This window comes from Streptomyces sp. NPDC030799 (assembly GCF_055572255.1).
This window is the reverse complement of record NZ_JBVIDS010000004.1, coordinates 291,785-304,251: the sequence shown is the minus strand read 5'-3', so window position 1 is coordinate 304,251 and position 12,467 is coordinate 291,785. Positions and strand designations below refer to the sequence as shown.

The following is a 12,467-nucleotide window of genomic DNA, read 5'->3' as shown; positions in this document are numbered from 1 at the left end:
GTGGCGCCGGCGCTTGCCAAAACGGATCTTGTTCGTGAATGATCACGCCCGGCGGGGTGTGCCGAGCTGACGGTGGCTTTTGTTCCGTCTCACTGCCGCACACCGCCCCATCGTGAGGCGACCGCTTTCATCAGCAAGAACTTCGGGGGATACATGTCTGCTCAGGATGCCATGGGCATGCCAATAACGTCGGAAGCGCGGGCGGCACAGACGGAGGACCGCCCGCTGCCGCCCGCCCGGTCCCGGGGCAGTGCCCTGGTCGGCTGGTTCCTCACCATCGCGCTGAACGTCGCGGCGCCGATCCTCACCTACAACGCCCTGCGCGATCAGGGGTGGAGCGAGTTCGCCGCGCTGCTGGCGAGCGGTGCCTGGCCGGTGCTCGACAGCGCCGTGCACCTTGCCTGGCGGCGCCGCCTCGACGAGTTCGCCATCGTGACCCTGGTGTTCCTGGTCATCACGGCTGTCGTCTCACTCGTCGGCGCCCACTCGGCCCGGGCCCTGCTGGTCAAGGACTCGGTCATCACCGGGCTCTTCGGCCTGCTGTGCCTGGTGACGCTGCTGGCGCCGCGACCGCTCATGTTCTACTTCGGCCGCAAGTTCGCCACCGACGGCAGCGCCGCGAGCACCTCGTGGTGGAACGGCCTCTGGGAGTTCGAAGGCTTTCGCACCACCATGCGGACGATGACGGCGGTCTGGGGTGTGGCCTACTGCGCCGAGGCGGTGGTCCGCGTTGCGCTGGCCTCCGCGCTGAGCATCGACACCATGGTGGCCCTGAGCCCGGTCCTGATCTACGGCGTCCTCGGCAGCCTCATCCTGTGGACGGTGCTGTACGGCAAGCGGGCACGCCGCAGAGGCGAGGAGCGCACCGCCGCGGCAGCCGCCCAGCGGTAGGGCCCGGCGCACTTCCGGCCCGCCGAACCGACCCGCCACGCCGAACCGGCCGGCCACGCCGTCGGCCGGGCCCGCGCCGTCCGCGGCCACCTGCGCAGGCGCGGCATCCGGCAGCACCCGTCACCCGTCGAGTGCGTCAACCGCCCGCACGGTCGGGGGTGCGTCAACGCCCGCACGCCCTAGGCGTCCGTCAGCCGGGCCTCCTCCAGGTCCAGTGCGCGCTGCAGCCTGCGGCGGGTGGTGTCGCTGATGGCGTGGGCGTCGTAGAGCCGCTGGAGTTCCCCCGCCTCGACGGCGATCAGGTCGCGCCGCAGCTGGCGGTAGACCAGGTCGGCGGACTCGGCGGCCGCGCCGTCGGTGCCCTCGCTCCCGGCCAGGCGGTCGCGGGCGTCGTCGAGGCGGGCGGTCAGGCCGCGGCGGAGCCGGTCGAGAACGACGTCGGGTACGACCTCGAGCTCCGCGAGTTCCTCCAGTCGGGCCAGGCCGGCGTGGGCGAGGTGGGAGCGGGCCCGGGCCTCCTCGCGTGCGGTGTGGGCGGGCTCCAGGGCGATGCCGGAGGCGCGCACGACCGGGGCGAGGGTGAAGCCCTGCCCGACCAGGGTGACGACCACGACCGAGGTGGTCAGGACCAGCACCAGCGGGCGGTCGGCGAGCGGGGTGCCGTTCCCGGTGACCTCGGGGATGGACAGGGCGGCGGCCAGCGGCATCACCCCGCGGGTGCCGGCCCAGGTGAGCACCATCGGCAGCCGCCAGTTCCCACGGCTGAGGCCGCCCTCGCGCTGCACGACCGCGGACAGCGGCGCCAGCCACAGCAGGCGTACGGCGATGAGCGTGGCGGCGACCGCGAGGGCGTACAGCGGCCAGGTCCGGTCGCCGTCGGCCAGCGCCCGCACCTGCGCGGGCAGCGCCAGCCCTATGAGGCTGAACACCACGCTTTCCAGCAGGAACACCACCGTGCCGTACACGGCGTGCAGCTGGAGCCGGATACGGGCGTTGGTGAGCCGGTCGCCCCGGCCGCCCAGGACCACTCCGGCGACCACGCACGAGGTGACACCGGAGGTGTGCGCGACTTCCGCCAGCAGATAGGCGGCGTACGGGGTGACCAGCGCGATCACCGTCTCCAGCACCGGATCCTCGGTGCGGCGCCGGATCAGGGTGATCACCCCGGCCACCGCCGTCCCGATCACCGTGCCACCGCCGGCCAGCAGCAGGAACTGGCCGCCCGCCGCACTCCAGTGGGCAGCCGTCGACGCCACCGCGATACCGGCCGCCACCCGGACCAGCACCAGCGAGGTCGCGTCGTTGAAGAGGCTCTCCGCCTGCACCAGGACCTGTACCCGGGGCGGCAGGGCGAGCCGGCGGCCGAGCGCGGTGACCGCCACCGGGTCGGTGCTGGCCAGCACGGCCCCGAGCACGAATGCCATCTGCCACGACAGGGGAGTCACGAACGCCGCCACCGCCCCTACGGCGGCCGCCGAGGCCAGGACCAGACCGATCGCGAGGACACCGACCGGTTTCCACACCGCCCGCAGCTCCCGCCACGGCATGTCCTCGGCGCTTGCGTACAACAGGGGCGGCAGCACCACGAGTCCGATGATCTGCGGGCTGATCTCGATCTGCGGGGTGCCCGGCAGCAGTGCCACGGCCAGGCCGGCGACCACCAGCAGGGAGGGAGCGGGAACGCGCCACCGGCGCGCGAAGGTGGCGACCATCGTGGCGAGGACCACGAGGGCGAGAACCGTACCGACGCTGCGCATGCCGTCCCCCTGGGAGAACGGAAGCCACCCTGGCCCCCGGCCGACCAGACTTCCCGGCACACCTGCTCTCACCCTAGCGGGCCGGACCACGTCAAGACAGTGTCAAGGTCGTCCGGGCCGCCGCCGAGAAGCCGCCCCGCGGCACCCGAGAGCCCGTCAAGGTCCCGTCAGAATCCGCAGGCTGGGTGCGAAGATGCCGCAAGGAACAGCCGGATGCGGTCGGAATCGGTCAGAACCTGAGTGCATCCGCGCACACGTCAGCCCTCGTGCGCGCTCGGACCAAGAAGCCGGCGAAAGAAGCCGGAGGAAGGAGCACGCGCCCATGCCCGTCCTGACCGCCGAGCCGGATGCCGTCCCCGCCGGCGAGGAGCCCCCTGATACCGGCGAACCCCACCGCCTGACCGCGATCACGGGCCTCGCGGCGCTGTCGCTGGACGCGATGGCTTCGGTGGCGTACGGCCCGGAAGCGATCGTGCTCGTGCTGGCCGGCGCGGGCGCCCACGGCCTCGGCTTCACGATGCCGGTGACGCTGGCCATCACCGCCCTGCTGGCCGTGCTGGTGGCGTCGTACCGGCAGGTGATCGCGGCCTTCCCGGACGGCGGCGGCTCCTACGCCGTGGCGAGGACGCATCTGGGGGCGCGCACGAGTCTGGTGGCCGCCGCCTCGCTGGTGCTGGACTACGTCCTCAACGTCGCCGTCGCCGTGACGGCGGGCGTGGCGGCCCTGACTTCCGCCTTCCCCGCTCTGTACGACGACCGGCTGTGGCTGTGCCTCGTGGTGCTCGCGCTGATCACCGGCGTCAATCTGCGCGGGATCGCGGAGTCGGCGCGGGTGTTCATCGTGCCGACGGCCGTGTTCGTCGGCTCGGTCCTCGTCCTCGTCGCCGTCGGCCTGTTCCGTTCGCATCCGGTGAGCACGGTGACGGCGGCCGGGCACGCCTCGGTCGTCGCGGACAACGCCTCCGCCGTGGGCGCCCTGCTCCTGCTGAAGGCCTTCGCTTCCGGCTGTGCCGCACTCACCGGCGTCGAGGCCATCGCGAACGCCGTTCCGTCCTTCCGGGTGCCGCGGGTCCGCCGGGCCCAGCGCGCGGAGGTCGCCCTCGGTGCCGTACTCGCTCTGATGCTCATCGGTCTGTCGGTGCTGATCCGCCGCTTCCACCTGCAGCCGGTCGAGGGCGTCACGGTCCTCGCGCAGCTCGCGGACGCCTCGCTCGGCCACAACGGGGCGTTCTACGTCATCCAGTTCGCGACGATGATCCTGCTGGCGCTGTCCGCGAACACCTCCTTCGGCGGGCTGCCGGTCCTGCTGAAGCTGCTCGCCCGCGACAACTACGCGCCGCACGTCTTCGCCCTGAAGGCCAACCGTCAGGTCCACCGGCACGGCGTCCTCGCACTCGCGGTGGTCTCGGCCGCGCTGCTGGTCTTCTCCGGCGGTGACACCAACACCCTGGTGCCGATGTTCGCCGTCGGTGTCTTCGTCGGCTTCACGATCGCGCAGACCGGGATGGTCCGGCACTGGCGTCGGGCACGGGGGCGGAGGTGGCGCGGGAAGGCGCTGCTCAACGGCTTCGGCGCGCTGCTCACCGGTGTCGCGACCGTGGTCGTGACCGCGAGCAAGTTCGAGGAGGGCGCGTGGCTGATCGTGATCGCGCTGCCGGTGCTGGTCGTCGCCTTCGAGACCGTGCACCGCGCCTATGGCCGGATCGGCGAGCGGCTCGGCCTCGGCCGGATACCGCAGGCCCCGCACCGGGAACGCTCGCTGGTGGTCGTTCCGGTGTCGTCCCTGTCCCGGCTGACCTCGGAGGCGCTGACCGCGGCCGGCTCGCTCGGCGACGAGGTGCAGGCCGTGACCGTGGGCTACCCGGACCCCGAGGACCGGGCCCATCTGTGCGCCCTGGAGCGGGCCTGGGCGGAGTGGGACCCGGGGGTGGAGCTGGTGCGGCTGGCCGCCGAGCGGCGCAGTCTGGGCCGTCCGATCGCCGCCTATGTGCGTGAGGTGGCCGCCACCGAGCCGGGCACGCGGGTCACCGTGCTGATCCCGGAGACCGAGCCCGAACGGCTGTGGCAGCGGCTGCTGCAGAACCAGCGGGGTGCCGTCGTCGCCCATGCCGTGCGCCGGGAGACGGACGCGGTGATCTGCCGGCTGCGCTTCCGGCTGCCGTGAGCCGTAAGGGTCCCGTCAAAGCCGTACGGGCCGCCGTAAGAGAGCCGTCAACGACGACCGGATCCGGCCGGACAGGCGGTTTTCTCTAACCGTCCGTTTCCACCGAACCTCACTCCAGGAGTTCACGATGGCCGATCTGGCCTTCGTCGTCACCGTGCTCGCGGGTTTCGCGCTGGTGGCCCTCGTCGCCAAGGGGGTGACGAAGCTGTGACCGCCGAGAACATCACCGGCCTGGTCATGGCCGTCGCCCTGCTGGGCTATCTCGTCCTCGCCCTGATCTTCCCGGAGAGGTTCTGAGAACAGCACATGAGTCCAGAAGTCGCGGGCTTCCTCCAGCTGCTCGCCCTCATGGGCGCACTGGCGCTCGCCCACATCCCCCTCGGCAACTACATGGCCAAGGTTTACTCCTCGAAGAAGCACCTGCGGGTGGAGAAGTGGATCCACCGGGCCATCGGTGCCAACCCTGACGCCGAGATGACCTGGCCCGCGTACCTGCGCGGTGTGCTGGCCTTCTCCGCCGTCAGCATCCTCTTCCTCTACCTCCTCCAGCGGCTCCAGGGCGTGCTGCCCGGTTCGCTCGGCTTCTCCTCGGTCGGCCCGGCGCAGTCGTTCAACACGGCCGTGTCGTTCGTGACCAACACCAACTGGCAGTCGTACTACGGTGAGCAGACGATCGGGCATGTCGTCCAGGTCGCCGGTCTGGCCGTGCAGAACTTCGTGTCGGCGGCCGTGGGCATGGCGGTGGCCGTGGCGCTGATGCGCGGGTTCACCTGCTCGCGCGGCGGCGAACTCGGCAACTTCTGGTCCGACTTGGTGCGCGGCACGCTGAGGATCCTGGTGCCGGGCGCCGCGATCGCCGCCGTCGTACTGGTGGCGTGCGGGGTGGTCCAGAACTTCTCCGGCATCCATGAGGTCGGGCAGTTCACGGGCGGTGCCCAGCAGTGGAACGGCGGCGCGGTCGCCTCGACGGAGGCCGTCAAGGAGCTGGGCACGAACGGCGGCGGCATCTTCAACGCCAACTCCGCCCACCCCTTCGAGAACCCGACCCCGTTCACCAACCTCCTGGAGATCTTCCTGATCCTGGTGATCCCGTTCTCGCTGACCCGCACCTTCGGCGTGATGGTCGGCTCGGTGAAGCAGGGGTACGCGATCCTCGCCACGATGGGCACGATCTGGCTGGGCTTCACCGCGCTGATGATGTGGACCGAGTTCGCGCACCACGGCCCGGCGCTGCAGATCGCGGGCGGGGCGATGGAGGGCAAGGAGGTCCGCTTCGGGGTCGGCTCCTCGTCGATCTTCGCGACGTCGACGACGCTCACCTCGACGGGTGCGGTGGACTCCTTCCACTCGTCCTTCACCGGCCTGGGCGGCGGGATCGCGATGCTCGGCATGATGCTGGGCGAGATCGCGCCCGGCGGCACCGGCTCCGGCCTCTACGGCATGCTGATCATGGCGGTCATCGCGGTGTTCATCGCCGGCCTGATGGTGGGCCGTACGCCCGAGTACCTGGGCAAGAAGATCGGCGGCCGGGAGATGAAGCTGGCCGCCTGCTACATCCTGGTCACCCCGGCGCTGGTGCTGGTCTTCTCCGCGGCCTCGATGGCGCTGCCGACCCCGCCGCACTCGATGCTCAACTCCGGTGCGCACGGGTTCTCCGAGGTGCTGTACGCCTTCACCTCGGCGTCGAACAACAACGGCTCCGCCTTCGCCGGCCTGAACGCGAACACCGACTGGTTCAACACCATGACCGGACTCGCGATGCTGCTCGGCCGCTTCCTGCCGATGGTGTTCGTCCTGGCCCTGGCCGGTTCGCTCGCCGGGCAGAGGCCGATCCCGGTCACCGCGGGCACCCTGCGCACCGAGAAACCGCTGTTCGCCGGCCTGCTGGTCGGCGCGATCCTGATCATCACCGGTCTCACGTACTTCCCGGCCCTCGCGCTGGGGCCGCTCGCCGAAGGACTGGCGTGATGACCACCCGAACGGAAAACCACGAGGACTCCATGTCCACCCCCACCCTTGCGCCCCACCAGGACGCACCCACCGGGCACAGGCCCGCCGAAGGCCGGGTCGGAGCGGGTCTCTTCGATCCCGAGCAGCTGGTCAGGTCCCTGCCGGAAGCCTTCCGCAAGCTCGACCCGCGGGTGATGGCCAAGTCGCCCGTGATGTTCGTGGTGTGGATCGGCTCGGTCCTGACCACCGTCTTCTCCGCCAAGGACCCGACCGACTGGTTCGGCTGGACGATCAGTGTCTGGCTGTGGCTGACCGTGCTCTTCGCCAACCTCGCCGAGGCGGTCGCCGAGGGCCGGGGCAAGGCGCAGGCGGACACCCTGCGCAAGGCCAGGACCGACACGGTCGCCCGCCGGATCACCGGGGACTTCGAAGAGCGGGTTCCCGGCACCGATCTGCGGATCGGCGACCTGGTGGTCTGCGAGGCCGGCGATGTCATTCCCGGTGACGGTGACGTCGTCGAGGGTGTCGCCTCGGTGGACGAGTCGGCGATCACGGGTGAGTCCGCTCCGGTGATCCGGGAGTCCGGCGGTGACCGTTGCGCCGTCACGGGCGGTACGAAGGTCCTGTCCGACCGGATCGTCATCAGGATCACGACGAAGCCGGGCGAGACCTTCATCGACCGGATGATCAACCTGGTCGAGGGCGCCGCCCGGCAGAAGACGCCCAACGAGATCGCGCTGAACATCCTGCTCGCTTCGCTGACCATCGTCTTCCTGCTGGCCTGCGCCACCCTGCCGCCGTTCGCGACCTACGCGGGCACGCACCTGACCATGGTCGTGCTGGTCGCCCTGCTGGTCTGCCTGATCCCGACCACGATCGGCGCCCTGCTGTCCGCGATCGGTATCGCGGGCATGGACCGGTTGGTGCAGCGCAATGTGCTGGCCATGTCCGGGCGTGCGGTCGAGGCCGCCGGTGACGTGTCGACCCTGCTGCTGGACAAGACGGGCACCATCACGCTCGGCAACCGCCAGGCCGCCGAGTTCGTGCCGGTCAAGGGCACCACCGAGGCGGAGGTGGCCGACGCGGCCCAGCTGTCCTCGCTGGCCGACGAGACCCCCGAGGGCCGTTCCGTCGTCGTCCTCGCCAAGGAGAAGTACGGGCTGCGCGAGCGCCACCAGGGCGAGCTGGTCGGCGCCGAGTGGATCGAGTTCACCGCCCAGACCCGCATGTCGGGTGTGGACGTCGACGGCCGGAAGATCCGCAAGGGTGCAACTGCTTCCGTCCTCGCCTGGGTGGAGGAGCGGGGCGGCACGGTCGCCAAGGACGCGGACGCGACAGCCAACCGCATCTCGGCGGCGGGCGGCACCCCGCTGCTGGTCGCCGTGCACGACGACAGGGGCGCCCGGGTGCTGGGTGTCGTCCACCTCAAGGACGTCGTCAAGCAGGGCATGCGGGAGCGGTTCGAGGAGCTGCGCCGCATGGGCATCAAAACGGTCATGATCACGGGTGACAACCCGCTGACCGCGAAGGCGATCGCCGAGGAGGCGGGCGTCGACGACTTCCTCGCCGAGGCCACGCCCGAGGACAAGATGGCCCTCATCAAGCGGGAGCAGGCGGGCGGCAAGCTGGTCGCGATGACCGGTGACGGCACCAACGACGCCCCGGCCCTCGCCCAGGCGGACGTCGGCGTGGCGATGAACACCGGTACGTCGGCCGCCAAGGAGGCCGGCAACATGGTCGACCTCGACTCCAACCCGACCAAGCTGATCGAGATCGTCGAGATCGGCAAGCAACTCCTCATCACCCGGGGTGCGCTGACGACGTTCTCCATCGCCAATGACGTCGCGAAGTACTTCGCGATCATCCCGGCGCTGTTCGCGGCGGTCCACCCGGGCCTGGACAAGCTGAACGTCATGCACCTGTCCTCGCCCGACTCCGCGATCCTGTCGGCCGTCGTCTTCAACGCGCTGATCATCATCGCGCTGGTGCCGCTGTCCCTGAAGGGTGTGCGGTACCGGCCGATGAGCGCCGACAGGATGCTCCGCCGCAACCTCGGGATCTACGGCATCGGCGGCCTGGTCGCACCCTTCATCGGCATCAAGATCATCGACCTGCTCATCTCGCTCATCCCCGGGATCGGGTGAAGTCCACCATGAACAACTCCCTTGCGAACGCAGTCCGGTTGCTGGGCGCGGGCCTCAGGGCACTGCTGGTGCTGACCGTGCTCACCGGCGTCATCTATCCGCTGGCCGTCACAGGTGTGGCCCAGGCGCTCTTCGCCGACCGGGCGAACGGCTCGGAGATCAAGGCGGACGGCAGGGTCGCCGGCTCGTCCCTGATCGGCCAACAGGGGTACGACCTCGCGTACTTCCAGCCCCGCCCGGCCGACGGCCTCGGTACGAACAGCCTCAACACGCAGTACAGGCTGATCCTGTCCGGCGCCACCAACCTGTCCGCCGACAGCAAGAAGCTCGTCGGCTCCGTCGAGCAGGCGAAGGCCGAGGTGGTCAAGGACAATTCCGTACCCGGCTACACGGTCGAGCCGTCCCGGGTCCCCGCCGACGCCGTCACCTCCTCCGGCTCCGGCCTGGACCCGGACATCTCCCCGGCCTACGCGGACCTTCAGGTCCACCGGGTCGCCGTGAGGAACGGCCTGTCCGTCTCCGCCGTGCAGAAGCTGGTCAAGGACCACACCACCGGCCGCACCCTCGGCTTCATGGGCGAACCCCGCGTGAACGTCCTGGAGCTCAACATCGCGCTCAAGGACCTTGTGACGCGCACGTGACCGCCTTATGCATGACAGGAGAGGCACACGCCATGACCAGGGTGCTCGTGGTGGAGGACGACCCGCAGCTCGTGCGGGCCCTCGTCATCAACTTGCAGGCACGTCACTACGGCGTGGACGCCGCCCCCGACGGTGCCACGGCCCTCCGGCTCGCCGCCGCGCGCCGGCCCGACGTGGTCCTGCTCGACCTCGGCCTGCCCGACATGGACGGCATCGACGTCCTCCAGGCACTGCGCGGCTGGACCCGTGCCCCGGTCATGGTCCTGTCCGCGCGGCAGGGGTCCGACGAGAAGGTGGCCGCGCTCGATGCGGGTGCCGACGACTACGTCACCAAGCCGTTCAGCATGGACGAGTTGCTGGCCCGGCTGCGGGCCGCCGTCCGCCGTACCGAGGACACACCGCTCGTGCCGGAGTCGACGCTGGTCGAGACGGCGGACTTCAGCATCGACCTGCTCGCCAAGAAGGCAGTACGCCACGGGCGGGACGTACGGCTCACCCCGACCGAGTGGCATCTGCTGGAGATCCTGGTGACCCACCCCGGCCGGCTGATCACGCAGAAGCACCTGCTGCAGGAGGTGTGGGGCGTCTCGCAGCGCAACAAGACCAACTACCTGCGCGTCTACATGGCGCAGTTGCGCCGCAAGCTGGAGACGGACCCCTCCCACCCCCGCTATCTGATCACCGAGCCCGGCATGGGCTACCGCTTCGAAGGGCGCGGGCGCTGAGGTGCTCGCCGCGCAGCCGGCCCCCAGCCGCCGGGCGGTACGGCCCCGAACTCCCTTCGCGTGTCTCCCTCATACCCTCTGACCAGGGACGTCAGCGCTCCGTCCGCCCCGGACGCCGGGGGCGCCCAGGTTCCTGCCGGGGCGCCCCCGCTGTCCGCTCCGCTCGTGAGATGTGCGAGCGTGAACGGGTGAGCACGACGACGACTGAACTCCTGGAACACGGCTTCGACGGACCGGAAGGCGCACCGGTCCTGGTCCTGGGACCGTCCCTCGGCACGACCCGCCACATGTGGGACCGCCAGGTGCCGGAGCTGACCAAGCAGTGGCGGGTCCTGCGGTTCGACCTGCCCGGTCACGGCGGGGCCCCCGCCCACCCGGCCGGTTCCGTCGCCGAGCTGGCCGGCCGGCTGCTGGCCACGCTGGACGCCCTCGGTGTGCAGCGGTTCGGCTACGCGGGCTGCGCGCTGGGCGGTGCGATCGGCATCGAGCTGGCCCTGCGCCACCCCGCACGGCTCGCCTCCCTGGCGCTGGTCGCGGCCTCGCCCCGGTTCGGGACCGCCGACGAGTTCCGGCAGCGCGGGGTGGTCGTACGGACGAACGGGCTGGACCCGGTCGCCCGGACCGCCCCCGACCGCTGGTTCACCGGCGGGTTCGCCGCGGCGCAGCCCGCGATCACCGAGTGGGCGGTGCAGATGGTCCGCACCACCGACCCGGGCTGCTACATCGCCGCCTGCGAGGCGCTCGCCGTGTTCGACGTACGGGCCGAACTGGGCCGGGTCGGCGTGCCGACGCTCGTGCTCGTCGGCGCCGACGACCAGGTCACCGGGCCCGCCGAGGCCCGCACGCTGGTCGCCGGCATCCCGGACGCCCGGCTCGCGGTCGTCCCCGGCGCCTCCCACCTGGTCCCGGTCGAGCAGCCGGCGGCCGTCACCGACCTGCTGGTGCACCACTTCTCCACCGCCTGGCAGCAGCCCTACGAGACCGGCCAGACGGTCCTGCCGGCGGCGCCGGCCGTCCCGGTCCCGGCGGTGGCGCCGTCGGCCGCGCCGGTCGCCGAGATCGCCCCGGCCGCCGCACCGGCGCAGCCGGCCGCGCGGCCCGACCGGTACGAGACCGGGCTCAAGATCCGCCGGGAGGTGCTCGGCGACGCACACGTGGACCGGGCGCTGGCCGAGGCCGACGCGTTCTCCGGGGACTTCGAGGACCTCGTCACCCGCTACACCTGGGGCGAGATCTGGGACCGGCCCGGACTGGACCGCCGTACCCGCAGCTGCGTCGCGCTGTCCGCGCTGGTCGCCGGGGGCCATCTGGAGGAGCTGGCCTCCCACACCCGGGCGGCCCTGCGCAACGGGCTCACCCCGGACGAGATAAAGGAAGTGCTGCTGCAGACGGCCGTGTACTGCGGGGTGCCGGCCGCGGCCGGCGCGTTCCGGGTGGCCCGGCAGGTCATCCAGGAGGAGACCACGCCCGCCGAGTGAGCCGCGCGCCGCCGGGCCCGGCCGGCGGCCGGGTTCGGCAGGATGGTGAGCCATGAAGCTCACGAAGAAGTCCCACGCCTGCGTCCGCCTGGAGAAGGACGGGCAGACGCTTGTCATCGATCCGGGCGGCTTCAGCGAACCGGACGCCGCGCTCGGCGCGGACGCCGTCCTGGTCACGCACGAACACCCGGACCACTTCGACGAGTTCCGGCTGCGCGCCGCCATGGAGAACAACCCGGCCGCCGAGATCTGGACGCTGAAGTCCGTCGCCGACCAGATCTCGGCGGCCTTCCCGGGGCGGGTGCACACCGTCGGTCACGGCGACACCTTCACCGCGGCCGGCTTCGAGGTGCAGGTCCACGGCGAGCTGCACGCGGTGATCCACCCGGACATCCCGCGCATCACCAACGTCGGCTATCTGATCGACGACGGCAGGGTCTTCCACCCCGGCGACGCCCTCACCGTGCCCGGCCGGCAGGTGGAGACGCTGATGCTCCCGGTGATGGCCCCCTGGAACAAGATCTCCGAGGTCATCGACTACGTCCGCGAGGTGCGGCCGCAGCGCGCCTACGACGTCCACGACGCCCTGCTCACCGATCTCGCCCGCCCGATCTACGACCGCCAGATCGGCGCCCTGGGCGGCACGGACCACCAGCGGCTGTCGCCGGGGGCCTCCACCGAGATCTGAGTCCGTTGTCAGAGGCGCCGGGTAGGTTG

General features: G+C 71.0%; 10 protein-coding genes. 9 read left to right on the top strand and 1 reads right to left on the bottom strand.

The window, feature by feature from the left end; all coding sequences use genetic code 11:
• Positions 1 to 153 precede the first annotated feature (153 nt).
• On the top strand, positions 154 to 891 hold the full coding sequence (locus ACZ41I_RS12315) for a VC0807 family protein (protein ID WP_468514012.1): 738 nt from the start codon (positions 154 to 156) through the stop codon (positions 889 to 891).
• A gap of 179 nt (positions 892 to 1,070) precedes the next feature.
• Here ACZ41I_RS12315 and ACZ41I_RS12310 read toward each other — a convergent pair whose 3' ends face one another.
• Entirely contained in the window at positions 1,071 to 2,648 is a 1,578-nt protein-coding gene (locus ACZ41I_RS12310; protein WP_468514011.1) for a Na+/H+ antiporter, read from the bottom strand.
• A gap of 322 nt (positions 2,649 to 2,970) precedes the next feature.
• On the opposite strand from ACZ41I_RS12310, the gene ACZ41I_RS12305 reads away from it, so the two are divergent.
• The 8 genes from ACZ41I_RS12305 (at position 2,971) to ACZ41I_RS12270 (ending at position 12,438) form a co-directional block, all read left to right on the top strand.
• A complete protein-coding gene (locus ACZ41I_RS12305) occupies positions 2,971 to 4,812 on the top strand; it encodes an APC family permease (RefSeq protein ID WP_468514010.1) in 1,842 nt (613 codons plus the stop codon).
• 207 nt (positions 4,813 to 5,019) lie between these two features.
• On the top strand, positions 5,020 to 5,109 hold the full coding sequence (gene kdpF / locus ACZ41I_RS12300) for a K(+)-transporting ATPase subunit F (RefSeq protein ID WP_468514009.1): 90 nt from the start codon (positions 5,020 to 5,022) through the stop codon (positions 5,107 to 5,109).
• 9 nt (positions 5,110 to 5,118) lie between these two features.
• Entirely contained in the window at positions 5,119 to 6,780 is a 1,662-nt protein-coding gene (gene kdpA / locus ACZ41I_RS12295) for a potassium-transporting ATPase subunit KdpA (RefSeq protein ID WP_468514008.1), read from the top strand.
• Entirely contained in the window at positions 6,780 to 8,906 is a 2,127-nt protein-coding gene (kdpB, locus tag ACZ41I_RS12290; protein WP_468514007.1) for a potassium-transporting ATPase subunit KdpB, read from the top strand. The genes kdpA and kdpB overlap by 1 nt, the downstream gene beginning before the upstream one ends.
• Positions 8,907 to 8,914: 8 nt before the next feature.
• Positions 8,915 to 9,547: a potassium-transporting ATPase subunit C gene (locus tag ACZ41I_RS12285; protein ID WP_399773055.1), complete on the top strand. Its 633-nt coding sequence runs from the start codon at positions 8,915 to 8,917 to the stop codon at positions 9,545 to 9,547.
• A gap of 32 nt (positions 9,548 to 9,579) precedes the next feature.
• Positions 9,580 to 10,272, top strand: coding sequence for a response regulator (locus tag ACZ41I_RS12280; RefSeq protein ID WP_468514006.1), 693 nt, complete (start codon positions 9,580 to 9,582; stop codon positions 10,270 to 10,272).
• A gap of 188 nt (positions 10,273 to 10,460) precedes the next feature.
• Entirely contained in the window at positions 10,461 to 11,750 is a 1,290-nt protein-coding gene (pcaDC, locus tag ACZ41I_RS12275; RefSeq protein WP_468514005.1) for a bifunctional 3-oxoadipate enol-lactonase/4-carboxymuconolactone decarboxylase PcaDC, read from the top strand.
• Between the two features lie 52 nt (positions 11,751 to 11,802).
• Entirely contained in the window at positions 11,803 to 12,438 is a 636-nt protein-coding gene (locus tag ACZ41I_RS12270; protein ID WP_363216562.1) for an MBL fold metallo-hydrolase, read from the top strand.
• The last annotated feature ends 29 nt before the right edge of the window (positions 12,439 to 12,467 follow it).